The 26,328-nt window shown below is 71.6% G+C and carries 25 protein-coding genes; 5 read left to right on the top strand and 20 right to left on the bottom strand.

The features are described from left to right. The first annotated feature begins 3 nt into the window (after nucleotides 1-3). The 3 genes from AMO33_RS01885 (at nucleotide 4) to AMO33_RS01875 (ending at nucleotide 4,223) form a co-directional block, all read left to right on the top strand. A complete protein-coding gene (locus AMO33_RS01885; RefSeq protein ID WP_060590098.1) occupies nucleotides 4-1,044 on the top strand; it encodes an Rv2578c family radical SAM protein in 1,041 nt (346 codons plus the stop codon). 114 nt (nucleotides 1,045-1,158) lie between these two features. After that, on the top strand, nucleotides 1,159-3,147 hold the full coding sequence (locus AMO33_RS01880) for a 2-oxoacid:acceptor oxidoreductase subunit alpha (RefSeq protein WP_228802884.1): 1,989 nt from the start codon (nucleotides 1,159-1,161) through the stop codon (nucleotides 3,145-3,147). Then, nucleotides 3,144-4,223 carry a 2-oxoacid:ferredoxin oxidoreductase subunit beta gene (locus AMO33_RS01875; protein WP_060590094.1) on the top strand — a complete coding sequence of 360 codons (1,080 nt, stop codon included), beginning with the start codon at nucleotides 3,144-3,146 and terminating at the stop codon, nucleotides 4,221-4,223. The genes AMO33_RS01880 and AMO33_RS01875 overlap by 4 nt, the downstream gene beginning before the upstream one ends. A 6-nt stretch (nucleotides 4,224-4,229) precedes the next feature. Here AMO33_RS01875 and AMO33_RS01870 read toward each other — a convergent pair whose 3' ends face one another. The 3 genes from AMO33_RS01870 to hisS all read right to left on the bottom strand — a co-directional run bounded on the left by AMO33_RS01870 (nucleotide 4,230) and on the right by hisS (nucleotide 7,410). Beyond that, nucleotides 4,230-5,234, bottom strand: a complete 1,005-nt coding sequence (locus tag AMO33_RS01870; RefSeq protein WP_060590093.1) for a malate dehydrogenase — start codon at nucleotides 5,232-5,234, stop codon at nucleotides 4,230-4,232. Between the two features lie 109 nt (nucleotides 5,235-5,343). Continuing rightward, entirely contained in the window at nucleotides 5,344-5,991 is a 648-nt protein-coding gene (locus AMO33_RS01865; protein WP_229434705.1) for a hypothetical protein, read from the bottom strand. Nucleotides 5,992-6,141: 150 nt separating this feature from the next. Further along, nucleotides 6,142-7,410, bottom strand: a complete 1,269-nt coding sequence (gene hisS / locus AMO33_RS01860) for a histidine--tRNA ligase (protein WP_060593240.1) — start codon at nucleotides 7,408-7,410, stop codon at nucleotides 6,142-6,144. A gap of 131 nt (nucleotides 7,411-7,541) precedes the next feature. Between hisS and AMO33_RS01855 the strand changes: the two genes are divergently transcribed. Together AMO33_RS01855 and AMO33_RS01850 are read left to right on the top strand one after the other, a co-directional pair. After that, on the top strand, nucleotides 7,542-8,414 hold the full coding sequence (locus AMO33_RS01855) for a peptidylprolyl isomerase (protein ID WP_041560247.1): 873 nt from the start codon (nucleotides 7,542-7,544) through the stop codon (nucleotides 8,412-8,414). Nucleotides 8,415-8,552: 138 nt separating this feature from the next. Continuing rightward, nucleotides 8,553-9,128 carry a hypothetical protein gene (locus tag AMO33_RS01850; RefSeq protein WP_011210199.1) on the top strand — a complete coding sequence of 192 codons (576 nt, stop codon included), beginning with the start codon at nucleotides 8,553-8,555 and terminating at the stop codon, nucleotides 9,126-9,128. Between the two features lie 63 nt (nucleotides 9,129-9,191). Here the strand turns inward: AMO33_RS01850 and AMO33_RS01845 are convergent, their stop codons facing one another. The 17 genes from AMO33_RS01845 to AMO33_RS01765 all read right to left on the bottom strand — a co-directional run bounded on the left by AMO33_RS01845 (nucleotide 9,192) and on the right by AMO33_RS01765 (nucleotide 26,156). Further along, entirely contained in the window at nucleotides 9,192-9,605 is a 414-nt protein-coding gene (locus AMO33_RS01845; protein WP_011210200.1) for a DUF4913 domain-containing protein, read from the bottom strand. Nucleotides 9,606-9,663: 58 nt separating this feature from the next. Next, nucleotides 9,664-11,517: a type IV secretory system conjugative DNA transfer family protein gene (locus AMO33_RS01840; protein ID WP_011210201.1), complete on the bottom strand. Its 1,854-nt coding sequence runs from the start codon at nucleotides 11,515-11,517 to the stop codon at nucleotides 9,664-9,666. 40 nt (nucleotides 11,518-11,557) lie between these two features. After that, complete coding sequence (locus AMO33_RS01835) at nucleotides 11,558-12,076, bottom strand: hypothetical protein (RefSeq protein WP_231857879.1); 519 nt, start codon at nucleotides 12,074-12,076, stop codon at nucleotides 11,558-11,560. A 95-nt stretch (nucleotides 12,077-12,171) separates the two neighbouring features. Then, nucleotides 12,172-13,830, bottom strand: coding sequence for a peptidoglycan DD-metalloendopeptidase family protein (locus AMO33_RS01830; protein WP_060593239.1), 1,659 nt, complete (start codon nucleotides 13,828-13,830; stop codon nucleotides 12,172-12,174). Nucleotides 13,831-13,879: 49 nt separating this feature from the next. Further along, nucleotides 13,880-14,188 carry a transposase gene (locus tag AMO33_RS01825; protein WP_011210204.1) on the bottom strand — a complete coding sequence of 103 codons (309 nt, stop codon included), beginning with the start codon at nucleotides 14,186-14,188 and terminating at the stop codon, nucleotides 13,880-13,882. 22 nt (nucleotides 14,189-14,210) lie between these two features. After that, complete coding sequence (locus AMO33_RS01820; protein WP_082668550.1) at nucleotides 14,211-16,364, bottom strand: hypothetical protein; 2,154 nt, start codon at nucleotides 16,362-16,364, stop codon at nucleotides 14,211-14,213. A gap of 7 nt (nucleotides 16,365-16,371) precedes the next feature. Then, a complete protein-coding gene (locus tag AMO33_RS01815; RefSeq protein WP_011210206.1) occupies nucleotides 16,372-17,862 on the bottom strand; it encodes an SCO6880 family protein in 1,491 nt (496 codons plus the stop codon). Continuing rightward, a complete protein-coding gene (locus tag AMO33_RS01810; RefSeq protein WP_041561160.1) occupies nucleotides 17,859-19,328 on the bottom strand; it encodes a hypothetical protein in 1,470 nt (489 codons plus the stop codon). Before AMO33_RS01810 ends, AMO33_RS01815 begins: the two co-directional genes overlap by 4 nt. A 35-nt stretch (nucleotides 19,329-19,363) precedes the next feature. Continuing rightward, nucleotides 19,364-20,176 carry a hypothetical protein gene (locus tag AMO33_RS01805; protein WP_060590091.1) on the bottom strand — a complete coding sequence of 271 codons (813 nt, stop codon included), beginning with the start codon at nucleotides 20,174-20,176 and terminating at the stop codon, nucleotides 19,364-19,366. Beyond that, nucleotides 20,173-20,772, bottom strand: a complete 600-nt coding sequence (locus AMO33_RS01800) for a hypothetical protein (protein WP_076573849.1) — start codon at nucleotides 20,770-20,772, stop codon at nucleotides 20,173-20,175. The genes AMO33_RS01805 and AMO33_RS01800 overlap by 4 nt, the downstream gene beginning before the upstream one ends. A 14-nt stretch (nucleotides 20,773-20,786) precedes the next feature. Continuing rightward, nucleotides 20,787-21,059, bottom strand: a complete 273-nt coding sequence (locus AMO33_RS01795) for a hypothetical protein (RefSeq protein WP_011210210.1) — start codon at nucleotides 21,057-21,059, stop codon at nucleotides 20,787-20,789. Nucleotides 21,060-21,069: 10 nt separating this feature from the next. Further along, nucleotides 21,070-21,366 carry a hypothetical protein gene (locus AMO33_RS01790; RefSeq protein ID WP_011210211.1) on the bottom strand — a complete coding sequence of 99 codons (297 nt, stop codon included), beginning with the start codon at nucleotides 21,364-21,366 and terminating at the stop codon, nucleotides 21,070-21,072. Then, the gene (locus AMO33_RS01785; protein ID WP_011210212.1) at nucleotides 21,363-22,034 is read right to left on the bottom strand and encodes a hypothetical protein; all 672 of its coding nucleotides are present in this window, start codon (nucleotides 22,032-22,034) and stop codon (nucleotides 21,363-21,365) included. The genes AMO33_RS01790 and AMO33_RS01785 overlap by 4 nt, the downstream gene beginning before the upstream one ends. Next, entirely contained in the window at nucleotides 22,031-22,906 is an 876-nt protein-coding gene (locus AMO33_RS01780; RefSeq protein WP_011210213.1) for a MinD/ParA family ATP-binding protein, read from the bottom strand. The genes AMO33_RS01785 and AMO33_RS01780 overlap by 4 nt, the downstream gene beginning before the upstream one ends. Nucleotides 22,907-22,921: 15 nt before the next feature. After that, complete coding sequence (locus AMO33_RS01775) at nucleotides 22,922-23,857, bottom strand: hypothetical protein (protein ID WP_060590086.1); 936 nt, start codon at nucleotides 23,855-23,857, stop codon at nucleotides 22,922-22,924. A gap of 56 nt (nucleotides 23,858-23,913) precedes the next feature. Further along, nucleotides 23,914-25,530, bottom strand: coding sequence for a cutinase family protein (locus AMO33_RS01770; protein ID WP_060590084.1), 1,617 nt, complete (start codon nucleotides 25,528-25,530; stop codon nucleotides 23,914-23,916). A 290-nt stretch (nucleotides 25,531-25,820) separates the two neighbouring features. Beyond that, nucleotides 25,821-26,156 (bottom strand): YnfA family protein, encoded by a 336-nt coding sequence (locus tag AMO33_RS01765; protein WP_060590082.1) that lies wholly within the window; start codon nucleotides 26,154-26,156, stop codon nucleotides 25,821-25,823. Nucleotides 26,157-26,328: the final 172 nt, after the last annotated feature.

The following is a 26,328-nucleotide window of genomic DNA, read 5'->3' as shown; positions in this document are numbered from 1 at the left end:
TGCGTGCGGTGGCAGAACCAAACCCTGGACGCCGACGACGGCGCGCTGCCCGGCCTGAGCCGGGCGGGGTTCGTGCGCACCGTCCGCACCCCCGAGTTCGAGGGCATCACCTTTCACGAGGTGCTCTGCAAGAGCGCCCTGAACCGGGTGCCCGAGGACTCGGCGGTGCCGTTCCGGTGGACGGTGAATCCGATGCGCGGCTGCTCACACGCGTGCCGCTACTGCTTCGCCCGGCCCACCCACGAGTATCTCGATCTGGACGCCGGGCGCGACTTCGATGCCCAGATCGTGGTGAAGACCAACGTCGCCGCGGTGTTGCGACGCGAGCTGGGCAGGCGTTCCTGGCACCGCGAGCCGGTCGCGCTGGGCACCAACACCGATCCGTATCAGCGGGCGGAAGGCCGATACCGGTTGATGCCGGGCATCATCCGGGCACTCACCGACGCGGGCACGCCGTTCTCCATCCTCACCAAGGGCACCCTGTTGCGCCGGGATCTGCCGCTGCTGAGTCTGGCGGCGCGCGAGGTCGACGTCCGGCTGGCGGTCTCGATCGCGATCCTCGATCCCGATTTGCACCGGCAGCTCGAGCCGGGCACCCCCGCGCCGCGTGCGCGACTGGATCTGGTGCGCGCGCTGGCCGATGCCGGGTTCGCGGTGAATGTCATGGTCGCGCCGATCATTCCGTATCTCACCGACGGCCGCGCCCATCTCGACGAGCTGTTCGGCGCGATCGCAGCGTCGGGCGCGGCGTCGGCGGTCACCATTCCCATGCATCTACGCGGCAGCACGCGCGGCTGGTTCCTCGGCTGGCTGGCCGAGGCGCATCCGGCGCTGCTGCGCCGCTACCGGCAGCTCTACGGGCGCGGGGCCTACGTGACGCCGGAGTACGCGAGCTGGCTGCGCGAGCGCACCGTCCCACTGCTGGAACGGCACGGCCTGACCAGGCGGTCCGCGGCGGCTCCGCGACCCGCGGACGAGGCATCGCCGCCCGCGGGCAGCCGGCTCACACGGCCCGCCGACACCCAGCTCGCCCTGTTCGCCTGACCAGCTCGTACACGCCGGCGGTGTGGAGAATCCACTTCGCCGCCCAGGGCGGCCCCGTGGGGGTAGGTTGGCGACTGGCACCTTCTCACGCGACGAGGAAGTGAAGCAACGCCCATGGATCCGCAGGACAACGGCAGGCCTCAGGGCATCGAGAGTGGCGCAGCGGCAGCGACATCCGCCGCCGCTCGGGCGAAACCGGACGCCACCCCCTTGGACAAGGTCGTGATCCGCTTCGCCGGTGACTCCGGTGACGGCATGCAGCTGACCGGCGACCGCTTCACCCACGAGGCCGCCGCCTTCGGCAACGATCTGGCGACCCAGCCCAACTTCCCCGCCGAGATCCGCGCGCCGCAGGGCACGCTACCTGGCGTCTCCTCCTTCCAGATCCAGATCGCCGACTACGACGTGCTCACCGCGGGCGATCAGCCCGACGTGCTGGTGGCGATGAACCCGGCCGCGCTGAAGGCCAATCTCGCGGACCTGCCACGCGGCGGCACCGTCATCGTCAACACCGACGAGTTCACCAAGCGCACGCTGGCCAAGGTCGGCTATCCCGGCGACCCGCTCACCGACGGCTCGCTGGCCGACTTCGTGGTCCACCAGGTGCCGATGACCTCGCTGACGCTGGCCGCGACCGAACCGACCGGCGTGGGCAAGAAGGACGGCCAGCGGGCCAAGAACATGTTCGCGCTCGGGCTGCTCTCGTGGATGTACGGCAGGCCGATCGGGGGCACCGAACGGTTCCTGCGGGAGAAGTTCGCCGCCAAGCCCGAGATCGCCGAGGCCAACGTGCTGGCCTTCCGGGCGGGATGGAACTACGGCGAGACCACCGAGTCGTTCGCGATCACCTACGAGATCGCCCCGGCCGCCCTGCCGCCGGGCACCTACCGCCAGATCACCGGTAACACCGCGCTGGCCTACGGACTGGTCACGGCCGGGCAGCTGGCGGGTCTGCCGGTCTTCCTCGGCACCTACCCGATCACCCCGGCCTCGGACATCCTGCACGAGCTGAGCAAGCACAAGAACTTCGGCGTGACCACCTTCCAGGCCGAGGACGAGATCGCCGGGATCGGCGCCGCGCTCGGCGCGTCACTGGGTGGCGCGCTCGGCGTGACCAGCACGTCCGGGCCCGGGCTCGCGCTGAAGAGCGAGACCATCGGTCTGGCGGTGATGACCGAGCTGCCGCTGGTGATCGTCGACGTGCAGCGCGGCGGTCCGTCCACCGGCCTGCCCACCAAGACCGAACAGGCCGATCTGTTGCAGGCACTGCACGGGCGCAACGGCGAGTCCCCGGTCGCGGTGCTGGCCCCGCGCTCGCCCGCCGACTGCTTCGCCACCGCGGTCGAGGCGGCCCGGATCGCCCTCACCTACCGCACCCCGGTACTGCTGCTCTCCGACGGCGCCATCGCCAACGGCTCCGAGCCGTGGTCCATCCCCGATGTCGCGTCCCTCGACCGCATCGACCCCGCCTTCGAGCCGGAGGCCGGCGACGACGCACCCGCCTTCCAGCCCTACGCCCGCGACCCGGAGACGCTGGCCCGCCCGCTGGCCGTGCCGGGCACCGCGGGCCGCGCGCACCGCATCGGTGGGCTGGAGAAGGCCGACGGCAGCGGCGACATCTCCTACGATCCGGCCAACCACGAGCTGATGGTGCGGCTGCGACAGGCCAAGATCGACGGCATCGCGGTGCCCGACGTGGCGGTGGACGACCCCGATGGACGGGCGGAATTGCTGCTCATCGGCTGGGGCAGCTCCTACGGTCCGATCGGCGAGGCCTGTCGCCGCGCCCGCAGGCGGGGTGTGCCGGTGGCCCAGGCCCACCTGCGCCACCTCAATCCGCTGCCCGGCAATCTCGGCGAGGTGCTGCGCCGGTATCGCACGGTGGTCGCCCCGGAGATGAACGGCGGCCAGCTGGCGATGCTGCTGCGCGCGAAGTACCTGGTGGACGTGAAACCGTGGACCAAGATCGCCGGGACCGCGTTCTCCGCGGCCGAGCTGGTCGGCGTCATCGACGCCGCGCTGGACGGCTCGATCGAGGAACTCGAGCAGGACAAAGCCTTCACCGCCCGCGCACGGGCCACGTATCTGGGGAGCACTCGATGACCATCGTGGACAGCTCGCTGATCGGTGCCGACCTCGGCCTCACCGGCGTCTCCGGCGTGCCCGCCGCCGACGCCCCGCAGAAGGTCAAGGACTTCACCTCCGACCAGGAGGTGCGCTGGTGTCCCGGCTGCGGCGACTACGTCATCCTCGCGACCGTGCGCGGGTTCCTGGCCGAGCTGGGCCTGCGCCGGGAGAACCTGATGTTCGTCTCCGGGATCGGCTGCTCGAGCCGGTTCCCGTACTACCTGGACGCCTACGGCATCCACTCCATCCACGGCCGCGCACCCGCCATCGCCACCGGGCTCGCGGTGACCAGGCCGGATCTGTCGGTGTGGGTCGTCACCGGCGACGGGGACGCGCTCTCGATCGGCGGCAACCACCTCATCCACGCCCTGCGCCGCAACGTCAACATGACGATCCTGTTGTTCAACAACCGGATCTACGGGCTCACCAAGGGCCAGTACTCGCCCACCTCCGAGCAGGGCAAGGTCACCAAGTCCACGCCGATGGGCTCAGTGGATCACCCGTTCAACACCCTGTCGGTGGCGCTGGGCGCCGAGGCCACCTTCGCCGCGCGGGCGCTCGACTCCGACCGCCCGGGGCTCACCGAGGTCCTGCGGGCGGCCGCCACCCATCGGGGCACCTCGTTCGTGGAGATCCTGCAGGACTGCCCGATCTTCAACGACGGCTCGTTCGACGTGCTGCGCAAGGAGAACGCCGCGCAACACCTGATCCCGGTGCGCCACGGCATGCCGATCACCTTCGGCGCCGACGGCGAATTCGCGGTCGTCCGTAGCGGTTTCGGGCTCGCGGTGGCGCGCACGGCCGAGGTCGCCGAGGCCGACATCGTGGTGCACGACGCCCACACCGACGACCCGGAGTACGCCTACGCGCTGTCCCGATTGGGTGATCAGGAGCTGACCCATGTGGTGACGGGAGTGTTCCGCAGCGTCGCGCGTCCGACCTACGACGACACGGTACGTGCCCAGAACGCCGCCGCCGCCGAACAGGCTCCGGTGCAAGCGGATTCGCTGCAACGCCTGCTCAACGGCCCGGAGACCTGGACGGTGCGGTAGCCGGGCTCAGCCCTTGGCGAAGCCGAGCTCCACCACCGCCTCGCGTTCGGCGGCCAGCTCGGCGACCGAGGCATCGATGCGCTCGCGCGAGAACGCGTCGACCTCGAGTCCCTCGACGATCCGGTAGGCACCGTCGGCGCAGGTCACCGGGAACGAGCTGATCAGCCCGTCCGGCACACCGTAGGACCCGTCCGAGGGCACCGCCATCGAGGTCCACTCCCCCGCCGGGGTGCCGAGCACCCAGTCGTGGATGTGGTCGATGGCGGCGCTGGCCGCGCTGGCGGCCGAGGAGGCACCGCGCGCCTGGATGATCGCGGTGCCGCGCTGCTGCACGGTGGGGATGAAGTCCTCGCGCAGCCACTGCTCGTCGACCAGCTCGCGCGCCGGGCGGCCCGCGACCGTGGCGTGCGTGAGGTCGGGGTACTGGGTGGCGGAGTGGTTGCCCCACACCGCGATCCGATGGATCTCGGTCGCCGGTGCGCCGGTCTTCTTCGCCAGCTGCGCGATGGCGCGGTTGTGGTCGAGGCGGGTCATCGCGGTGAACCGTTCGGCGGGTACGTCGGGTGCGTTGCTCATCGCGATGAACGCGTTGGTGTTGGCGGGATTGCCGACGACGAGCACCTTCACGTCGTCGGCGGCGACGGCGTTGATCGCCTGGCCCTGGTCGGTGAAGATCGGGCCGTTGGCGGCCAGCAGGTCGGCACGCTCCATGCCCGCGGTGCGCGGCCGGGCGCCGACCAGCAGCGCCACGTTCGCCCCGGCGAAGCCGGTCCACGGGTCGTCGCTGATGTCGATGGCCTCCAGCAGCGGGAACGCGCCGTCCTCCAGCTCCATCGCCACCCCCTCCAGCGAGGCGACGGCGGCGGGAATCTCCAACAGCCGCAGCCGGATCGGCGTGTGCGGGCCGAGCATGGCCCCGGAGGCGATGCGGAACAGCAGGCCGTAGGCGATCTGCCCGGCGGCACCGGTCACGGTGACGGTCACGGGGGCGGTGCGGTCGGCGGTGCTCACGAGAACTCCCTCGGGGTCGACTGCGTCTCGCTGCCCACCCTAGCGAGGTTCACCGAGGCCGAACCGCGGTGGTGAGCTACGGAACACCAGGGTCGTTCGGCTACCGCCCTCAGGTCAGTTCGGCGACCTCGCGGTCGGTGAGCACGACCGGGGAGACGTAGTCCTTGGCTCGCGCCAGCCGCACCGCCCGGTAGAGCGGCCGTTCCTCGAGCCCGGCGTCGCGGGCCTCGGCGCGCAACTGGCGGATCAGCAGATCCGACACCGCCACGGCGGCCGCGGACTCGCCCGCGGCGAGTGCGTCGGCGAGCCTGCGCAGGCCGAGCAGGTGCAGTTCGCGGCCGCTGCCGCCGTCGGTGTACATCGCCAGCGGAATGAGCTGGGTCTGCCCGCCTTCGGTGAGCCGCAGGGCGACCCGGCTCAGCCGGCCGGGGAAGACGAGCAGTTCGACGCCGGAGGCCGCGGCCACCTCGAGGCGCCGTTCCCCGACGAGCAGCCGCGCGTGCACGGTCTTGCCGCTGAGCCAGATCCGGCGACGACCGAGCGCGAGGGCGTAGCAGACGGTCGGCACGGCCACGACCAGCCCGATCGCCAGCGCGATCGGCCACGCCACCAGCACGGCGGCCAGCAGGCCTGCGCCGAGGCCGACGCCCACCGCCGCCAGCGCGAGCTTGCGCAGCATCGGGACGTAGGTCTCCGGCGCGACGAGATCGAGTCCGACCGGCCGGTCCGGCTCGGCCCGGTCCGCGTTGGGGTCCACGTTCCACCTCTTCGCACACGCCACCGCACCCGTGGTGCGCATCAGCCGCCGCACCCGTGGTGCGCAGCAACCACCGCACCCGTGGTGCGCAGCAACCACCGCACGCGTGGTGCGCAGCAACCGTACCCCGCGGGTGCGCCCGCTCGGGACCTATCCGAGTTCGGCGCGCAGCACGCCGACGACCTCGCCCAGCGGCACCTGCCGCTGGTCCCCGGTGCTCATGTCCTTGACGCCGATGGTGTCCTCGGCCAGATCCCGGTCGCCCAGCACCAGGGTGTAGCGGGCGCCGGAGCGGTCGGCCGCCTTCATCGCACCCTTGACACCCCGACCGCCGTAGGCGAGGTCGACCCGCACGCCGGCGGCGCGCAGCTGGGCGGCCAGCACCACCATTCGCTGCTTGGCGGCCTCACCGAGCGGCACCCCGAAGACGTCGCAGCGCGCCGGGTCGCCCGCCGATTTGCCCTCGGCCTGCAAGGCCAGCATGGTGCGGTCGACGCCGAGCCCGAAGCCGATGCCCGACAGCGGCTGGCCACCGAGCTGGGCCATCAGCCCGTCGTAGCGGCCGCCGCCGCCGATGCCGGACTGCGCGCCGAGGCCGTCGTGCACGAACTCGAAGGTGGTCTTGGTGTAGTAGTCCAGGCCGCGCACCATCCGCGGGTTCACCACATACGGCACGCCCAGCGCGTCGAGGTGGCCGAGCACCTGCTCGAAGTGGGCCTTGGCCGATTCGGAGAGGTGGTCGATCATCAGCGGCGCGTCGGCGAGCAGCTCCCGCACCTCCGGGCGCTTGTCGTCGAGCACGCGCAGCGGGTTGAGCTCGGCGCGACGGCGGGTCTCCTCGTCGAGTGGCAGCCCGAACAGGAACTCCTGTAGCAGCTCGCGGTAGCGCGGGCGGCAGGTGTCGTCGCCCAACGAGGTCAGCTCCAGCCGGAACCCGTCCAGGCCCAGCGAACGGAAGCCCGCGTCGGCGATGGCGATGACCTCGGCGTCCAGCGCCGGATCGTCGACGCCGATCGCCTCCACGCCCACCTGCTGCAACTGCCGGTAGCGGCCCGCCTGCGGGCGTTCGTAGCGGAAGAAGGGACCGGAGTAGACCAGCTTGACGGGCAGCTGGCCACGGTCGAGACCGTGCTCGATGACCGCGCGCATCACGCCCGCGGTGCCCTCCGGCCGCAGCGTGACGCTGCGCTCGCCGCGATCGGCGAAGGTGTACATCTCCTTGGTCACCACGTCGGTGGACTCGCCGACGCCGCGCGCGAACAGGCCGGTGTCCTCGAAGATCGGCAGCTCGATATGCCCGTACCCGGCCAGTCGGGCGGCCCGCAGGAGCGCGTCGCGCACCGCGACGAACTCGGCCGAGCCGGGTGGCACGTAGTCCGGTACCCCCTTCGGGGCGGAGAAGCTGCTGGTCTTGGTCACGATGTTCCAGTTTTCCCCACCGCGGCCCGCCAAGTCCAACCGGTTACCCCATCGCGCCGACCCGACCCTCCTCTCAGGAAGGGATGGCACACTCTTACCTCGATGTACGCCGACACGGGAGGATTGTGGTAGTGCCGAGCAATGAACAGCGACGGGCGGCGGCCAAGCGGAAGCTGGAGCGGCAGCTGGCCAACCGGGCCGAGCGGGCACGCAAGCGCAAGCGTCTGACGATCGCCGGCTCCGTGCTCGGCGTCGTGGTCGTCGCCGCGGCGGCCACCGGCGTCTACCTCCTCACCAAGGGCGAGGAGCCCGACACCGCCGCCGCCTCGGAGACCCCCGAGGCCTCGCTGTCGGCCGCCGCGCCGCCCGCCGCCACGCCCAAGCCGGAGCTGGTGAACTGCACCTACACCGACAGCCCCGAGCCCGCGGCGAAGCCGGTGCAGAAGCCGACCAAGACCGAGGGCATTCCGACCACCGGCGGCGACGCGACGGTGAGCGTGAGCGTGGAGACCAACCAGGGACCGCTGGGCCTGACGCTGAACAACGCCGAGTCGCCGTGCACGGTGAACAGCTTCGTCAGCCTGGCCACGCAGGGCTTCTTCGACGGCACCGACTGCCACCGGATGACCGCCGACGCCACGCTGAAGGTGCTGCAGTGCGGTGATCCCACCGGCACCGGCAAGGGCGGGCCCGGCTACGTCTTCGGCAACGAGTACCCCACCGATCAGTACGCCGAGGGCGACCCGATGGCGATGGAGGCGATCGCCTACAAGCGCGGCACCCTGGCCATGGCCAACGCCGGCCCCGGTACCAACGGCAGCCAGTTCTTCCTCGTCTACGGCGACTCGCAGCTGCCGCCGCAGTACACCATCTTCGGCACGGTCGACGAGAACAGCATGGCGACCCTGGACAAGATCGCCGCACTCGGCCAGGACGACAGCAACGGTCCCGGTGACGGCAAGCCGACCAGCCCGGTCACGATCCAGTCGGTGCGCCTGGACTGACCCGCCGCACGTCGGGTTGCCCGGGTGGTTTCTCGGGTAATCTCGACCACAGGTGGTTCTGCGCCACCACCCGCCGCACCACCAACCGCCGCACCACCATTCGTCCACAGCGAACACTGCAGCATCGGGGAGCAGCCCATGTCCGAGGAACTGGACGATATCGGCCGGGAAACCGCCGCCGTGATGAAGACAATGTTGCAGTTGGCGACCCTGGTCGCGCTGCGCACCCGGGAGCGCGGCCAGAAGGAAGCCGAGGCCCGCGCCAAGCTCACCGAGGCGCGGATGAAAGAGGCGAAGGAGCTACAGATCCGGGAGGCGCGCGAGTCCAAGGCCAAGGACCCGCGCAATCTGGAGCTGGCCAGGATGGTCGAGAAAAGCACGTCGGTCAAAGGCATTTCGCTGGAGAAGGACCGTTCCGGCGGTGCGATGTCGACCGCGGGTTCGGCCATGGCCTCCGGTGGCCTGGCCGCGGCCGCCACCGGCGCGGCCGGCTCGCCGATGGTCAAATACGACTCGCCCGAGCGGCGGATGGCGATCGCGGCGCATCTGGCCAAGATGGGCGTGGCACCGGAGCTGGCCGCGGTGCGCATGCTCATGGAGGTGGGGCAGGGACTGCCCGCCGAGGAGGCGGTGCGGGCGCGCACGGCCGAGGCCAGGTCGACCAGCCGCAGCCGGGAGATCGAGGGCCGCGGCCTGGAACGCACCCGCAACTAGCGCCCGACCGCGAAACGCCCGCTCACGATCGTGAGCGGGCGTTTCGCGGTCCGCGGTGGGCGCTCAGGCCTGGTTGCGGTATTCGTAGTCGTCCGGGGCGGGCTGATCGAACTGGCCCTGCACCGGCGATTTCAGCGGCAGCGGGTTCAGCATGTCCTTGTGCCCGTTGCGGACGCTGCAGTACTTGAACGGCCCGCGCGGATCGAACAGCTTGGTCATGTGCGGGTCGGCGTGGTCGAGGAACCACACGCTCAGGCCCGTCGCCGGATCCATCCGCAGGTGCTCCCACGCACGCCAGAGCGCCTCGAGCCGCACCGCCGCTTCGGCGTGCTTCCACCATTCGGGGCACCAGACGGTCTCGCTGATGTCGGTGACCTGACGGCGGTAGACGAGACTCAGATAGTTCTCGACGAACTCCACGACGCCGTCGTAGACCGTCTTCTCCGGCCGCGGCGGCCCGGGCAGGTGCTGGTTCATCGACGCTCCTCACTGAGTACCGTCACGTCCACGGAGACCATGCCTTTCGTTGGTCGGTTCACAGGGGCCGGACCTCCTCGACATCGCCCTTGCGCAGGTCGGGCGGCGGCGGGACGTCCTTCTTCACCAGCGCGGGCGAGCCGATCACGTCGCCGATCTCGGTCTTGCGCTGCGGATCGTGTTGCGCGATGGACTTCTTCACCTCGGCGGCGTACTCGCCCTCCCACCACGGCACGGTGCGCACCAGCACCGCGGGCTGGCCGGAGGTGAACACGATGGCGCGACCGCGCGGCAGGGTGGTCAGCGCGTTGACACTGAAGGTCTTCGACGACGACAGCGACCGCGAATAGCTCTTGCCGCCTTTGGATTCGGAGACCGACGCCGAGATCGAATCGTATTCACCGATGGCCTCCGAGCGGTCGCGCAGGAAGTTCATGTCGTCCACGCCGCTGCCGAGCACCTTGATGTTGGCCGCCGACCACAGCGCGAGCATGCCCGCGTCTCCCCAGCAGCGCGCGCCCTGCGCCCAGGACTGCAGGACCGTCATCACCACGATGCCGCGGGAGCCGAAGTGGCTGTACTGCTTGGGCAGGTCCTTCCAGCGCACCACGTTGGCGGCCTCGTCGAGCACGGCGAGCAGCGGGATCGGCAGACGACCGCCGCGGGAGCGGGATGCCTTGCGCATGGCCACGTCGATCACGGCCTCGGTCAGGGCGCTCACCAGCGGCGCGGCCGAGCCGCGGCCCTCCAGCGACAGGCAGTACAGGGTGCCGTTGCGCTCGATGAACTCCAGCTCGTCGAACTGCCTGCGCGGCAGACCGGTCTGCGGGTCCGTGCCGGGCAGGATCCAGCTGTGCACGTTGGTGAGTTGCAGGCAGCGCACCATCTTCTTGGCGGTGCCGAAGATGCCGCTGCGGGTGCGCGGATCGGCGTTGTACTGCATGGCCAGGCCGGAGGCCATCAGGTCGTGACCGGCGTTGCGCAGCAACTCGATCGGTTCGGTGTCGACGGGGTTGGTGACCCATTCCCACACCTTCACGATCGGTTCGCGGCCGAGCGCCGCGGCCAGGAACAGCGCGGCGAGCAGGTCTTCGGCCTCGGGGTCGAAGAACTCGTCCTTCTTGGAGTCCCCGCCGTTGTCGGCGTCGGCGAAGTGCCCGGCCAGGCGTTGCGCCCGCATCTCGCAGCCCTCGTGGTGGGCGTCCACCCAGTCGAGCGGATTCCAGTACCAGCTCGGGCTCTCGTCGGCCACCCCCTGCGGATCGAACACGAAGGTGGGGCTGCCCTTGGCCTCGCGCACGTCGCGGGTGGCGTCGACCACGTCGCGCTTGTTCGAGGTGGACAGCACCGGGCCGATCGCCGCCAGGATCGCCGGGATCACCCGGGACGTGGACTTGCCCTGGCGGGGGCCCCAGATGTCGAGGTGCAGATCCTCGTAGGAGCCGTAGAGCATCACGCCGTCGGCCACGCTGATCCCGATCGGCACGCCCGGTGCGTCGTTGTAACCGAGCTTCATACCCAGCTGCTCGGCCTTCTCCCGCACCCCCGCCTCGGTGAGCGCGCGGATCGCCCCGCCGGTGCCCATGTAGTGCGCCTTCTCGTCCACCGGCAGCGCACCCACCGACTTGCGTTTGGCCATCTGCCTGCGCAGCACCAGCACACCGGCCACGCACGCGAACACCAGCAGCACGATGACCGTCGAGCCGGTGGGCCAGGTGTACTTGCCGCGGGCCATGCCCGCGACCACCTCGATCGGGTTGACCGGCAACTGCTGCGGCGGATTCATCATCTGGTTGCCCAAGTGCAGGGCGATCAGCAGCAGGCCGAACAACGCGAAGCCGGCGTAGACGGCGTACAGGCTGAGATCGGGTCCGGGTACCGCCGGATCCGTGACCTTTTTCTTCTTCGCCATGTCTGCCTCCTCGAATCGCCCTGCGGGGGAATGTCTGTGCTCAGCCGAACGCGTCGAGCCGCCAGCCCTCGGCGGTGCGCACCACCGTGGCGATGACGGTGGCGGGCGGCAACGCCTCGGTGCGGCCGTCGGGATAGGCCACCGTCTGCTCGATACCGATCTTGAACTGCTGGACGTCGCCGCCCGTAGCGCCGGGCGCCCGCTCGCCGGAGGCGAAGGTGAACGCATCGACCCGTGCGCCCGCCCGCGCCCAGTCCGCCCATTGCAGTGAGGGTTTTGCCGTCTCCGTGGGCGAGCTGTCGAGCGTGCGGATCAGGCTGGGGCCCAGCCACTTACGCGCCCGCAGCAACGACTCGCCGGGCGCTTCCGAGGCGGGTGTCCAGGTGTAGATCTCGCGCAACGCGACCACCGCGACGCCCTCCGGGGTGACCGGGTCGGGCGCGGGCGCCTGTTCGAGCAGCCGGGTGGTGGACGTGACACGCTGCGGGACGCCGGAATCGGCGTCCTCGTCGCCGCGCCCGCACGCCGCGAGCGTCACCGCCACGCTGAGCACCAGCACCACCACCAGTTTCGCGCGTGTCCTGTGCTTCCAGGCTAACTGCCGTGACGGGCCCCGCGGCCGCCCGGACGCCGCCACTGCGCTGCCGTGTCCGCTCACAGCACCCTCCGCACCCGCGCGTCGCCGGGCACCGGGAGCTCGCTCACCCCACCGGCGCGGCTGTCCTGTCCGGCAGGCGCGGACTGGATCATCCGCCCCTCCCCCGCGTACACCCCGACCCGCGCGGGCCCGCGCGGCCCGAAGTCGCTGAACACCAGATCACCGGGCTGTGCCTTGCCCATCGACACCTCCTCGCCGAACTCCCACTGCTGTTCGGCCGTGCGCGGCAACATCACCTCGCCGCCGGACGCCGCGAACACCGCCGCGGCGGTCAGGCCAGGCCCGTCCATCCCGCCGTTGCTCGGCCCCTGCGGACCACCGCCGCCCCACACGTACGGCGTGCCGAGCCACTCGTGGGCGGCCTCGAGGATCTGCGGGCCGCGCTCGCCCTCCTCCGGGGTGAACCGGCCCAGCGAGCCCGGTGCGCGGTACTGCGGTTCCATCGCGAGGATGTTCGCCACGTACGGCCGGGTCTCGGAGTAGTGCGCCGCATACTGGTTCGGCATACCGCCGCTGGCCAGCACCGCCCCTTCACCGGCGTTGTAGGCCGCGAGCGCGAGCGCGGTGACATCGCCCTGCACCCGGCCCTCGGCCTGCCACTGCCTGATCTTGGCGGCGAGGGAGCACATGTACCGGCCCTGGCCCATGATGGCGTCGCCGTCGTCCCACACGCTGGCCGCACCGTTGCCGTCGGCGTCGAGAACGTAGGGCCTGCCGTCGATCGGGCTCGCGGAGGCGGCGGTGCCGGGCAGGAACTGCGCCAGGCCCTGCGCGCCCGCGGGCGAGGTGGCGTCGCGCCGGAAGCCGGATTCCTGCCTGCCCTGCGCCGCCAGCAGCGACGGGGTGATCTCCGGGCACAGCGATCCGGCGCGGCGGTACCAGACCTCGAGTTCCGGCGGCACCTTGCCGGGCGCGAGCGCGCCGCCCGGGCTGCCGAAGCCGAGGCTGCACCGCGGGTCGGCCGAGTACCACTGCGCGCCGCCCAGATCCGGTGTCGGCGCGCCGTCGAGCCAGGGCATCGGGTCGATCTGGCGCCCGCCGGTGAAGCGGCCGCCCGGCACGATCTCGAAATGCAGATGCGGACCGCTGGATTCCCCGGCCGAGCCGACGGCTCCGATCTGCTGTCCCGCGCGCACCGTGTCACCGGCCCGCACCAGCACACCGTGATCCCACATGTGCCCGTACACCGCCGAATACGAGCGGCCGTTGACATCGACCGAGTCCACCACGATCCAGTTGCCGAAACCGGAGGCGGGCCCGGCGGCGACCACCCGGCCGTCGGACACCGAGAAGATCGGGGTGCCGTCGGCGGCGGCCATGTCCACGCCCTTGTGCCCGCCGCCGCGGGAGCCGAAGACGTCGGAGACGGTGAAGGTGCCGACCGCCATCGGCAGCGTGCGCCGGATCGGGCCCGCGCCTGCGGCCAGTGACGGCGTGGCGGTCAGGGTCGGGTTCGCCTGCGCGGGCGACGGATCGGCGGCGCGCGGGTCGCCCGCCGGGTAGCCGCCCAGCGGCGGCAGCGCGCTCGGCCCACCGCCCAGCAGCGAGGAACCCTCGCACGGGTCCTCGACCGAGGGCAACACCACCACCAGGACCAACGCGATGAGACCGACGACGGTCCCGAGCGCGAACCACAGCACGCCGCGGGCGCTCACCGCGACCACTTCCGGCGGCAGGCGTCGGACACCGACGCGAGGACTCCGGTCACGTGCGCCGACGGGCTTCGTTGAGGGTGTCGGCCAGGGTGCGGTTCATCTCCGCGGCCGCCGCCAGCTGCTGTTGCAGCAGGGCCACTTTCCGCCGCAACGCGATGACGTCCATCCGCTCGAGACTCGGTCCCTCGGCGGCACGCACCCAATTGCGCACCGAGTTGGCGTGCACGCCGATCTGCTCGGCCACCACCTTGCAGGCCTCGGTCTCGCTGCGCAGCGTGCCGGTCAGGGCGACGACCTGCTCGACCGCCGCCTTGCGCACCTCGGGCGAGACCTTGCGATACGAACGATGCGGCATCATGCGGCACTCCTCCCGCCGAATCTCACGCCGCGCTTCCGTTCGGGGACTCGCCACCGCGCGTGGTGGATTCGGTGAATTCACTGAAACGCTGGTTGGTCTCGTGAATTCCGCTCTCTTTCTCCGACTGGGTGAATTCCATCTGAAACGGTATGCCCGGGCGGCGATCCTCGCCGATCTTCAACAGGAACTTGCCGGTACCCGGCGGCGAGGGCCGCACCTGGCCCGGCTTGAGCGCCTCACCGGTGAGGGCCTGCGGCGCCGACCAGCTGGTCACCATCTCCTCCTCGGCGGCGGTGAACGGCACCGTGCTGTCGAGACGCTTGACCTCCTCGGCGGGCAGCGCGCCGAAGATCTTCGCGCGCGCGCGTTCCAGGAAGCCCAGCGCCTTGGCGATGGCGGCCTCCGTGCCGAGCGCCTGCAGATCCTTGATGGTGTGGCTGATCATGATCAACGCGGTGGCGATGCTGCGTTGCAGGCGGGTCAGCTCGTCGACCCGGTCGACCATGAAGTCGCCGAGGCCGAGCACCTGCCACAGTTCGTCCATCACGACCTGGAAATAGCGCTGCGGGCCGAGTCCGGCGTCGGCGAGCACGTGCGCCGCCTCCACCGAGGCGAAACCGTCGGCCCAGCAGGCCAGCATGACCGCGGCCTTGAGTTTCTTGTCGCCGGTCGGGATGTGCGAGACGTCGATGCAGACCGCGACCGAGTCGGTGTCGATCGGCACCGAGGTCTGGCCGTTGAAGACCGCGCCGAACGGGCCCTGGGTCAGCGCGCGGAGCGAGCGGCGCAGCCCCTTGATGGCGACCTGGTACTCCGCCGGGTCGTCGGCGCCGGCGTCGAGCATGAGTTCCTCGCCGCCCGCGACGATCACCTCGAGCAGGTTCTCCATGATCGGCGGCTTGTCCGGGGTGTAGCCGCTGCCCGGCTGGTACAGAATGCGCAGCGCGGTGGAGATCAGCGTCTCCTCGTAGTCGCGCACGCGGGCGCCGCGCACCAGCTCGACCAGACCCGCGATGAGGGTGACCTGGCGGGCCCGGATGTCCTGCAGCACCTGGAGTTGCAACGCCGGGAACTCCTCCAGCCGCGGCACCACCGCGCCCAGCACGCCCGCCGCCAGCGGATTGAGTTTGCCGTGACCGTAACCGAGGTCGATCACCTGGCCGCCCACCAGCTCGACGAGCTTGCGGTAGTCGGGCTTGACGTCGGCCAGCACGAGCGGGGTGATGCCCTGCGCGATGCCGCCGAGCACGATCCGGCGCACCAGCGAGGACTTGCCGAAACCGTTGAGGCCGAGCACGAACAGGCTCGGCGCGGTGATGAAGCTGCCGCGCAGGAACCAGTTCATCGGGTCGAAGCAGACCGGCGCGCCGGTGTGCAGGTGCGAGCCCAGCGGCGTGCCGATCAGCGGCGCGCCCGCCCCGACCGACCACGGCCACAGTCCGGCGACCTGGGCTGTGGTGGCGCGGTATTCGACGGGGCGGCCGACCACGTTCATCCGGCCACCGCCGGGGCCCGCGTAGCCGCGGTCGGTGAGCTGGGCGGTGCTGCGGTCGAAGCCGTCCTCGATGGTCTGCTCGGCGCGTGCGGCGTAGTTGCGGCGGCGGATGTCGTCGGTGCGGATGCGGAAACTCGCCCACGCCGCCCGCAGGCCGGCGCCCTCCCGGCTGACGGCCTCCAGCCTCGCCCTGGTCGCGTCGTCGAGCAGCGGCGGGCCGGACTGTTTGCGCTTGTCGGCGCGGGCCTTCGCGCGGCGGGCGGCCTTGTCGGTGCGCGGGGCACCCATCGCCCGGTCGGCGGTGTGGTCGGCCTTGGGTCGGGCCGGTCGCCCGCCGCGCGCGCCGTCGGGGCGCGGGGTGCGGCCGGTGCGCTCGGCGGCGGGACGGCCCGCGCTCCTGGTCCGCGGCGCCTCGGTGCGGCGCTCGCCGGTGGCCCGGCCGCGCTCGGGCGCCGGCCGCTCGCCCGGCGCATGGTCGGGGCGGGGACGGCGCGGCGCCTCCCGCGCGCGATCGCTCACCCGTGCGGCGTCACCGGCGGGCCTGCGGGGGCGGGAACCGTCGTCGCGGCGGCGCGGCGGTCCCATCTCGTCCTCGTCGTAGGGCCGCGCCCACTGTGCGCGCTCGTCCGGGTCCGCGCGCCTGCCCCGCTCGCGCACCGGTGGTTCGTGTTCGCGTGCCATGACCAGCTCACCCCGCCAATGCCTTCGGAATGGTCGCGTGCTCCGGCAGGATGACACCGCAGCCGAGCGAGGCCGCGAAGGCCGCCGCCTGGTAGCGATAGCACCGCCGGATCTTCAACCGCGCCTGCGTGGACAGGTCGCGGGTGATGGCCTCGATGCGGGGCAGGTCGCCGCGCAGCGGCTCGGTGATGGTCACCAGCGCGCCGAAGCGGGTGACACCGTGGCCCCTGGCCTGTTCCTCGCGCGCCTGCTGGGTGGCGCCGACCCGCAGCGTCGCGGCGGCCGAGACCACGCCGCGCTCGCTCTGCTGGGCCACCAGCGCGTTCTTGAAGTCCTCGTCGACGATCTCGGCGGCGTCGGCGGCCGAATGCGGCCGGTAGACGATCGCGATCCGCTTGCGCGGCACCTCCGGATTGGGCGCGAGCAGGCGTTGCAGCACCCGTTCGTCGACCGCCCCCTCGGGCGCGGCGTCCATCTCCCAGGTCACCGAGCGGCCGCCGTCGTGGATGAAGTGATCCCACTTCTCGTCGTGCGAGACCGGGCCCGCGTCGGCCCAATCCAGCCCGTGCCCTTCGGGTTCGGAGGCGGCCACCTCGAGGTCGGCCTGCGAGGCCGGATCGTAGCTGCGCCGGATGAAGGCGATCACCTCGTCGGCCGACATCGGCTGCGCCCGCACCCCGGCTTCGGCCAGCGCGGCGCAGATGCCGGGCAACCGCCTGCCGATCTCGACCGCTTCCTCGGCCGGGTTCTTGCGGCGTTCGGCGGTGGTGGCCTTGAAGGTGATCGCCACCCGCGGCAGCAGCTGCACCCGCTCCTGCGGCAGTTCGGTGGCCAGCTCGTACATCACCTGCTGGGCCAGATCCGGTGCCTCGGGACGGGTGATCGTGGAGACCTCGGTGAGCAGCCGGTTGCCGGTCTCGGGCACGGTGTCGATGACCGGCACCACCGCGACGATGTCGCTGGTCTGCCCGACCGAGGCGAGGAAGGTGCCCCAGGCCGAGACCCAGCGGTCGATCACCGGCTGGTCGACGGCCTCGTGGCCCTGCGGCCACGCCCGCAGGACCACGGTGTACTGCGCGAACTGCGGCAGGTGGATCATGCCGAAGCTGTAGCCGCCCGCGTCGATGCCCTCGTAGAGCTTCGACGGCGCGAGCAGGCCGGGCAGCCGGGTGACCCCGCCCGGGATGCGGGAGAACCGCCCACCCCGGTACACGTGCTCGCCGCGACTGCGCGAACGCATCCAGTTGAACATCATCAATCCCGTCTCGTAGCCCGAGCGGCCCCCCGTCCGCCACACCAGTGGAACCATCACCGCCACGCCGACACCGCCGACGATCAGGCCCAGTTTGAATCCGCCGACCATCGCGCAGATCAGCGCGGTGATCACGACGACGAAGCCGATCACCGTCTCTTCCCAGCGCAGGCCGAACAGGCCCGCGCTGCGCGGCTTCTGCCACAGCCCGTAGGAGCGGCGCTCGTAGGTGTCGCTGATCGTCATCGCGGAATGGTGCTCCTCCCGAGGTCGGGCGAGCGGTTCGCCCAACGGTCCCCTGCCACGTCACCCATCGATTCGTCGGCTCGGCGCATCCCGCTGGTGGCGGCACGTGCGGCGCCGATCCGGCCCGCGGCGGCGGCAGCTCCGGACGGTACTCCGGCCGAGCCCTGCGTGCCGGAGGCGCGCGGTTGTCCGCTCGCGCCGCCACCACCGCCACCGCGCGGCGGGGTGGGCCGGGGCGCGCCGCCACGGCCGCCCGCGCCACCCGGCGGCCGCGGCCCGGCACCGCTGCCGGATACATAACCGGCCGAACCCGGGGCGGCCGCACCCTTGACGCCGACCGCCTTGGTGCCCATCGCACCGAGGGCGGCCGCGGCCACCAGGGTGCCACCCGCGGCGGTGAGGCCGGAGCCGCCGGAGCCGACGATCGCCACCGCCGGGGTGACCAGGCGCATCAGGGCGGGCAGCACGAACGCCACGCTGCACAGCAGCACGATCGCGACCAGCATGCGCTGGGCCTCTTCGCCTTCGGGCAGCGAGGTGGCCGAGGTGAGCCCGTCGACGTGCCCGGCGGTGGTGAACGCGATCATGTAGACGATCGCGGCCACCGGTTTCCAGAGCATGAACGCGATGATCCAGCCGACCAGCTTCTGATACGACTGCTTGCCGACGTTCATGCCCGAGGCCGCCGCCGCCAGCGGCAACACACCCGCGGCGATGATCAGCAGGCCCTGCCGGACGATGGCCAGCACGATCTGCGCGAGCGCGCCGAGCAGTCCGACGATCGCGATGATGAGCACCAGGCCGGGCGAGAACGCTTGCAGCTTGCTGGTTTTCACCATCAGCTCGGCCATGTCCTTGGCGTTGCCGTTGGTGGCGTCGCTGATGATCCACTCGGCGAACCGGTCGGAGGCCTGCGTGCCCGCCACGATCACCGCGCCCAGCATCCAGGAGCTGAACACCACCCGGGCGAACATGCGGAACGATTCGGCCGCCTCGCTCACGGCGGCTCCGCGTCTGGCCTCGGCCAGTCGGGCGCCGGTGAGGATCACCGAGGCGATGAGCAGCAGGATCTGCACCTGATAGGTGTAGTCGTTGATCTTGGTGAACAACGAACCCGAATCGCTGGCCGCCTCGTTGGGCACCTTCATCCAGAACGTCAACGCCAGGATGATGGCCTCGCCGAGGCCGTTCATCAGCGAGTCGACCACCTTGCCGAAGGTGGAATCCCACGCCTTGTCCTTCACCGCGTCGGCGGCGTCGCCGGGATGGGAGGCGGCGTTGCCCGCCTTGCACACCGCGGAGGCGGCATCGCCCAGCGAGATGCCGGGCAGGCCGACACCGTCGAGGGTGTCGTGGATCTCGTTGCAGGTCTCGTCGAATCCGTAGGTCTGCCCGTAGGCCACCGTCGGGGTCGCGATCATCACGGTGAAGATCACCGCGAGGATGGTCAGGAGTTTTCGCACCATCGTGTGCACCCCTCGTGGCTCGGCCGTCTCTGTGGTCACCATGTCGTCCACCCCGCAAGCGATTCGATGTATTCGGTCCGGCTGCCCTCGGCGGTGGCGGGCTTGAGCCGCCAGTCCCCCGCTTCCCACACCATCACCAGCCGCAGCGCCACCCACAGCTGTCTGCCGTCGACGGCCGGGGCGCGCGAGGCGAACCGGACCACGGCCAGGTCGTCGGCATAGCTCTCGACCTGGAAGGCGTCCGGCGCGACGAAGTACCTGGTGATCCGTTCCGGCTGCTGCTCGGGCAGCCGATCCTCCTCGAGCGCGCGGTCGTAGGCGGCGAGCTGCTGGGCGGACACCCGCACCTGGCGCACGTACAGCTCCCGGTCGGCCGGGCGGGCGTTGAGCCGGTAGGTGATCTGCGCGGCCGCGAGCACCGCACCCTGTGGCGTGTGCGCGTAACCGACGGCCTGCCCCTCCTCCAGCCGGGCGGGCCCGTCGGAGGTGGAGAACGGCACCGAGGCGCCGTAGACCCGCTGCCAACCGTGCGGGCGGTCGAGGCCGTCCGGGCGCGCCGTGAGCCAGTCGGCGTCGTCGGGGGTGCGCTGCAGCGTGGGATCCTGCGGGAGTGGCTGTCCGGCAGGGTTGTTCGGAATGTCCACGCGGCGGCCGAAGATGTCCACCTCGGGGGTGGCGAAGCCCTCGCCGACGGTGGCGGCCAGCTCGGCCTGCGCGCCCTCGGCCGCATCGTCGTCGCGGGTGATGTACACGACGACACCGGCGATGACGATCAGCGCCAGCAGCGCCGCGGACGCGACCGCGCCGAAGGAGACGCGGTCACGCGCGTACGGCTCCTTCTGACTCACTGCGGTGCCTCCAATGTCACGATGTCGCCGGGTGGTGCCGCGACCGCCTCGGTCGGGCGTGCGGTCGTCTCCAGATCTGGCAGCCGTAATCTCCAATCGCCGGCGAACCACTCCACCACGGTGTGGTGCACCGCGGTGGAGCCGTCCGCATAGGTGGTGTAGACGTCGACGGCGCTGCGCTGCGCCGTGTACTCGGTGATCCGGTACCCGAGTAGCCGTGGCGCCGACGCCGGGTCGGCCGGGCCGGTGATCGACAGGCGCACCCGGTCCACCGCCCACGCGTCGCGGGCGGGCCCGGGCACCACTTCCCGGGCCAGCACCGCGGGCCAGACACCGTCCGGGGCCAGCGACAAGCGCACCGTGTGGGTGATCGCCGCGACCGCCGCGCCGGGCGGTGACTGCGCGAAACCCGTTGCCGCACCGTCCGCTTCGCTGTCCGGGCCCTGCGCGGTGTGCGGCAGCGCCACGCCACGGTACGACTGCCAGCGCACCTCGGTCGGCGCCGATCCGAGGTCGGGCGCCGCGTCCGCGGCCTCGTCCGCGCAGCCGGTCGCCGTGGCGAGCAGCACCGCACCCACCATTCCCACCGTTCCCATCCGCCGCCCCACGCTCACGCCGGCAGGAAGGCCAGCGCGATGCCCGAGGCCGTGCTCGCGACGATCGCGCCGATGAGGCTCATCATCACCCCGTGGGAGGCATCGTTGGCCGCCAGGTCGCTGCGGAAGGCGATCCACAACCTGCCCGCGGACAGGATCATCCAGGCGAGGCACACCAGCAGCACGAACCACAGCAGCCAGTTCAGCAGCTGCATCAGCGGTTCGAGCACCTCGGCCGGCATCCGCTTGTAGGCCAGCAGTTCGGCGTGGTTTCGCAGCGTGGACATTCCCCGACCTCTACGTACCGATGACAGCGTTCATGATGGTGCCCGCGCTGGTGGCCACCACGCCACCGATCATCGCGCCCGCCACCATCTTCGGCGACTCGAGCCCGCCGCCCGTCCACCGCTCCCACGCGAATTTGCCACCGGCGTAGATGATTCCGCAGATACCCGACAGCAGCACGAACCAGGTCAGGTACCGCACCAGCTGGAGGATCTTCTCCGATCCGGGAGGCGCTTCCGGGGTCGGGTTGCCGACCTGGGCGAGCACGGTGCCGTAGGTGTCCTGTACGGCCAGGAGAAACATGCTCATCGGGACCCTTTCTCGAAAGGTGGAGAGGTGATGTCGTCGTCGGCGAATTCCGTTCCGCTGTCGAGTTTCTCACGTACCGCGTCGACGATGTCAGCGCCCAGCTCGCGAACCTCGACCGGCACCTCGGCCAGCGGATCGATCTTGCGCTTGCGCTCGGGCATCGGGTCGCCCGGCGTCCAGATCGGCAGCTGCTCCGGCTCGACCAGGGTCCACTCCTCGTACCACGGCACCTGCCACAACGGCCCGGCCAGCGAACCGACCACCTCGCGGTAGCGGCGGATCTCGGCGGGCATGCGGCCGGGCCGCGCGGCGACGGTGATCAGGCCGAGCACCTCGGACGGACCGCCGAAGCCGAAGTGGTGCTGCCGCAACAGGTCGTGGGCCCGGGTGAGTCCGGCGATGGTCTCGCGCGCGACCAGCACCACGAACGGCGACTCCCGGTCGAACACCCCGGGCCAGCGCCGGGAGGTGTCCGCGGCGGGCGCGAGCACGTGCGCCAGGGTGGTCGCGCCCGCGCCGCCGTGCACGCCGAGCAGCCACACCAGCGGTGCCCGGCCCACCCCGGGCACCGGGCGGTCCCACACCGGCGCGCGGCGCGACTCCGGCGGGGCGACCACCCCGGCCGGTCGCGGATCGAGTTTGCGGCGAAGTCTCATGGCGGCGGTCATGATGCCACCCCCGCCACGAGTCGCTCGTACGCCCGGCGCGTCTCGGCCGCCAGGTCGGCGTGGCGGACCAGCTCGCCCCGGGCCAGGTGCGGATCGTAGGGGATCTCGCGGATGTCGCGGACCCAGCCCGACAGGTGCGCGCGCAGATGATCGGCGACCCGGGAGTCGTCGCCGGGCGCCTGGTGCGAGATCACCAGGGTGGTGTCTCCCACGATGCCGCCACCCTGCCCCTCGGCGGCCTCGCCGAACTCGTCGTCGAGCCATTCGAGCGTCATCCGCAGCCGGTTCGCGGCATCGGGGCGGGCCGGAATGGCAAGCACCAGCGCGATATCGGCGTCGTAGAGCAGCGGACGCAGCTGTCTGCTCGCGATCGGGTGGCCGCCGTCGTAGACCGCCGTGTACCCGGCGTCGGCCACCGCGCGCGCCACGGTGGAGTAGGTCGCGCGGCGGCGCAGCGGGGCGGCATCGCGCCAGAGCAGGCCGATGCCGGAGGTCGCCCGCGACAGGCATTCCTTCAGCGGCGCCGGTTCGTCGTCGCCGCGGCCGTACAGCCACGACTGCAGGCTGATCGGGTGCAGATGCTCGTCGGCGCCCCGCAGCGCCAGATCGCTGCCCGCCGCGGTCGCGTCGACCGCGACCGTCGGGGTACCCGCCGAGCCCAGCTCCCCCGCGATGCCCAGCGCCGTCGTCGTCGTGCCCGCACCGCCGCAGCCGCCGACCACCAGGATCGGCCGCTGCCCGAACCCCTCGGCCTCGCCGTCACCGCCGCGCCGCCGCAGCCGCACCACCGGAGCCTTCGAACGCGCTTGTCGGCTCGGCGGGTCGCCCCGGTCGGGCGCCTCGTCGAGCCAGCGGCTCCAGTCCTCTCCCATCGCTCTCAGCTCTCCTTATCCGGCCGCGATGCCCGCGATGAGCACCCGGCCGTCGATCACCTCGGTGGTGACCATCTGCTTGTTGTACGTGGCGGGCGCGCCGCCCGGCCGGTACTCGGTGACCTCCACCGCGTACATGGTGTCGCCGAGCGCGGCGATCCGCACGCAGTGCGTGGTGCCCGCGGGGATCGAGTCGATCCCCCGCTGGATCACCGCTGCCGCGGGCACCGCGGCGGCGGGCGCGACGAACTGCCTGGCGCGCGCGCCGGAACGTTCGACGTAGTAGGCGTATTGGAAGCCGAGCACGGCGTCGGGCCCGGAGGTGGTGCCGCCCGGCGCGGCGCTGCGCACGATGCGGTCGGTGCGTTCGGTGGGACAGCCGGTGGTGATGCCCGCCTGCGCGCTGCCCGCGGTGAACCGCATCGGCGCGGTGGCGGGTGCGGCGGCGGGCCGGTCGGCCGACAGCCGCAGCAACACGATCGCGCCCACCGCGGCCGCGATCAGCAACAGCACCGCGATCACGAGCACGACCACCGTGCGCCCGCGGCGGTAGGCCGGATGCTCGCGCAACGACCGAGCCGGGGCGGGCTCGGGGAACGGATCGTCGTCGTAGTCGTCCTCGTCGTCGGACCACGGGAAGCGCACCAGGTCGGCACCGCGCTCGGGGAACTCGTCGTCGGGGCCGGGCGCGCGCACCGCGGCGGGCGCGTCCACCCAGTCCGACCAGCCGCCGGTGAATTCGGCGCGCCGGGTCGGCAGGTCGGCGGGCACCTCGGTGATCGCCCGCGCCTCGACGGGATCCTCGTCGCGAATGTAGTGCGGATACCGTGCCGGTCCCTCGTCGTCGAGCGGTTCGAGGCGGTCCTGATCGGCGGGCGACCCGCTCGGCGCGGCGGTGTCGGGTTCGAGCGGGTCGTACCACCGGGACAGATCTTTGTACGACTTCAACATTCCCCCATTCCCGCGGGGCCGGGCGCGTGGTGTCGCATCGTCGGACCTCTCGGCGATCAGTTCGTGGAGAACGGGTAGTTGTGGTCGGTGGTACCGGGTCGCACGGTGGGCGGAATCGAGGCCACGCCCCCGGATGAGGCGCCATCGGCTCCTGTCCCGAACGGAAATTGTCCCGCACTCCCGGCATTCGGCGTAGCCGACGCGCCGTCGGGCGCCCCGGCTATTCCGGCGCCACCGCTCCGCGCACCGCCCGCACCCTGTTCGGCCAGGTCACGGGCCACGGCGGCGAACCAGTCGGCGACGTAACGGGTGGGCGTCGCGCCGTCGGCGGCGACCGTCGCGGTGCTGTAGGCACCGTGGCGGCGGGCGGTGTCCCAATACCGCACCCAGGTGGTCAGATCCAGCAGTTCGCGGTGGTCGGTGACGCTGGCGACGACCGCGTCGTAGGCCTGTGTGACGAGCCGGGACACCGTGGTCGGCGGCACCAGGTGCGGTACCGCTCCGGCCAGTTTCGTGCCGAGCAGCGCGAGTCCCGCGGCCGGGTTGCTCAGGCCCGCGGTGGCGAGTTCGGTCAGGGCCGCGGGGTTCAGCACCGTGCGGAGCACCGCGACGACGGCGTTGAAGCCGATGAGGCCCACGCGCAGCACCCCGCGCAGCGCGCCGTCGACGTCGAGTGGGATGCGAGGGTCGGAGGCGTCGGCGATCCGCTCGGCGATCGACTTGCCCGGTGCGAGCGACAACTGGGCCGGGGTGTTGCCCTGGATGTCCTGCTCGGCCACCGCCGCGGCGGTCTTGATCGAGGTGAAGGCCAGCGCTTCGGCGATGGAGCCGAGCGCGGTGACCGGGTCACCGCCGCTGATCCGCGCCTGGCCCGCGATGTTCGCCACCGCGCGCAGGATCGGCGCGTCGGCGGGGGCGTCACACGCGAGATCGCCTGCGGCACAGAAGCTCGCGACCCGTCCGGTGAGGGCGGCGAAGTTCGCGGCGCGGTCGCGCTCGGGCCCGATGCCGCCGCCCGGCGCGGGTGCAGGCGGCAGCGCGGGGAGCGCGGCCAGCCGCTGCCCGTGGGTGCCCGGTGCCGGGTCCGGAGTGCGCTTGCCGGGCGAGCCGGGGAACAGGGGGGCGTTCGGGTTCCGCGTCGGATCGCCGAACAGCGCCACCGCGGCGACCCGGTCGGCCGGGACCACGCCCGCCCCCAGCCCGACCTCCTGGGCGAACATCGAGGCGACGTGGGCGCCCTGCGAGTAGCCGACGATCCCGAGGCGGGTGTCCGGGCACCGGTCGGCGACCTGCCGCGCCATCGTCCGCAGCCGTTGCAACCCACCCTGGACCGATTCCGCGTAGGGCGCCGCGCCACCGTCGGTGAACCCGCCGAAGCTCGCCTCGTAGGGGACGTAGGCACGGTCGACCAGGCCGGGCTCGGCGGCGCGGGCCAGCAGCGGGCGGAACACCGTCGACAGCATGCCGGTGTCGGTGGTGGGGGCGGCGTCGGGCGAGGACTCGCCGGTGCCCTGGACTCCCAGCGCGTACAGGGCCGGGCAGTCGTCGATCGCCAGATTCGTCGACGGCGCAGCGGGATTCGCATGCGCGTGCGCCGGAACCGAATACGCGGCAGCCACGGTGACGGCGGTTGCGACCACCAGTCCCGCGAGCCCAGCCACCTGTCCAGTCATAGCGCTTCGCAATCAGTCCCCGTTGCCGCAACAACCCTCGACCCTGAAACGCAATAGACCGTAACAGATTCCGGCTATGACTGGCACAGCAGCGAAAACTTTACGCAAAACGCCGAATACTACCCCATCCACGGCGGCGTGCCCGGGAATCCCGCCCGGCAAGTTTCCGAACCCATGCATGAGAACGCAACCGAGCGTTGCGGTTTCGGTCACCGCCCGCCGCACCGTCGGCGCGGCTCCAGCAAATTCTCGGCATCCCAACTGCCCGGCCACCGCGGGGCTCGGGCTCCTCAGCCGCCGCGCGGGGCGTACATGATCACCGCGACGCCCACCAGGCAGATGCCCGCGCCGAGCAGATCCCATCGGTCCGGCCGGAATCCGTCGACCAGCACGCCCCATGCCAGCGACCCCACCACGAAGACACCGCCGTAGGCCGCCAGCACCCGGCCGAAGTCCGGGTCCGGCTGGAAGGTGGCCACGAAGCCGTAGGCCCCGAGCGCGATCACCCCGGCCGCGATCCACCACAGCCCCCGGTGCTCGCGCCAGCCCTGCCACACCAGCCAGGCACCGCCGATCTCGGCGAGCGCCGCCAGCCCGAACAACACCAGCGACCGCAGGACCGTCATGGGTCGCACGCTACCGCCCCGTCCGCCGGCTCCGCCCCCGCCCGCGGCCGTCCGGCAACGACCGCCCGAGCGCAGGCCCGAGCGCCGAAGCGGCCATCCGGCCGCCGCCACCGCGGCGGAACGGGAGACAATGGTGAGGAGCGGTCCACCACGACGCAGCGGCAGAATGGTC

Source organism: Nocardia farcinica (assembly GCF_001182745.1).
GTDB classification, from domain to species: domain Bacteria; phylum Actinomycetota; class Actinomycetes; order Mycobacteriales; family Mycobacteriaceae; genus Nocardia; species Nocardia farcinica.
Note: the sequence above shows the minus strand (reverse complement) of the source record. Positions and strands in the feature narration are given on the sequence as shown.

Bases quoted from the DNA above. Each gene is read 5' to 3' on its own strand.
- AMO33_RS01840 (WP_011210201.1), bottom strand. From the start codon at position 11,517: ATGGCGAAGAAGAAAAAGGTCACGGATCCGGCGGTACCCGGACCCGAT.
- AMO33_RS01820 (WP_082668550.1), bottom strand. From the start codon at position 16,364: ATGGCACGCGAACACGAACCACCGGTGCGCGAGCGGGGCAGGCGCGCG.
- AMO33_RS01790 (WP_011210211.1), bottom strand. From the start codon at position 21,366: ATGAGCATGTTTCTCCTGGCCGTACAGGACACCTACGGCACCGTGCTC.
- AMO33_RS01850 (WP_011210199.1), top strand. From the start codon at position 8,553: ATGTCCGAGGAACTGGACGATATCGGCCGGGAAACCGCCGCCGTGATG.
- AMO33_RS01810 (WP_041561160.1), bottom strand. From the start codon at position 19,328: ATGGTGCGAAAACTCCTGACCATCCTCGCGGTGATCTTCACCGTGATG.
- AMO33_RS01845 (WP_011210200.1), bottom strand. From the start codon at position 9,605: ATGAACCAGCACCTGCCCGGGCCGCCGCGGCCGGAGAAGACGGTCTAC.
- AMO33_RS01815 (WP_011210206.1), bottom strand. From the start codon at position 17,862: ATGACGATCAGCGACACCTACGAGCGCCGCTCCTACGGGCTGTGGCAG.
- AMO33_RS01770 (WP_060590084.1), bottom strand. From the start codon at position 25,530: ATGACTGGACAGGTGGCTGGGCTCGCGGGACTGGTGGTCGCAACCGCC.
- AMO33_RS01795 (WP_011210210.1), bottom strand. From the start codon at position 21,059: ATGTCCACGCTGCGAAACCACGCCGAACTGCTGGCCTACAAGCGGATG.
- AMO33_RS01825 (WP_011210204.1), bottom strand. From the start codon at position 14,188: ATGATGCCGCATCGTTCGTATCGCAAGGTCTCGCCCGAGGTGCGCAAG.
- AMO33_RS01765 (WP_060590082.1), bottom strand. From the start codon at position 26,156: ATGACGGTCCTGCGGTCGCTGGTGTTGTTCGGGCTGGCGGCGCTCGCC.
- AMO33_RS01800 (WP_076573849.1), bottom strand. From the start codon at position 20,772: ATGGGAACGGTGGGAATGGTGGGTGCGGTGCTGCTCGCCACGGCGACC.
- AMO33_RS01785 (WP_011210212.1), bottom strand. From the start codon at position 22,034: ATGACCGCCGCCATGAGACTTCGCCGCAAACTCGATCCGCGACCGGCC.
- AMO33_RS01880 (WP_228802884.1), top strand. From the start codon at position 1,159: ATGGATCCGCAGGACAACGGCAGGCCTCAGGGCATCGAGAGTGGCGCA.
- AMO33_RS01780 (WP_011210213.1), bottom strand. From the start codon at position 22,906: ATGGGAGAGGACTGGAGCCGCTGGCTCGACGAGGCGCCCGACCGGGGC.
- AMO33_RS01775 (WP_060590086.1), bottom strand. From the start codon at position 23,857: ATGTTGAAGTCGTACAAAGATCTGTCCCGGTGGTACGACCCGCTCGAA.
- AMO33_RS01875 (WP_060590094.1), top strand. From the start codon at position 3,144: ATGACCATCGTGGACAGCTCGCTGATCGGTGCCGACCTCGGCCTCACC.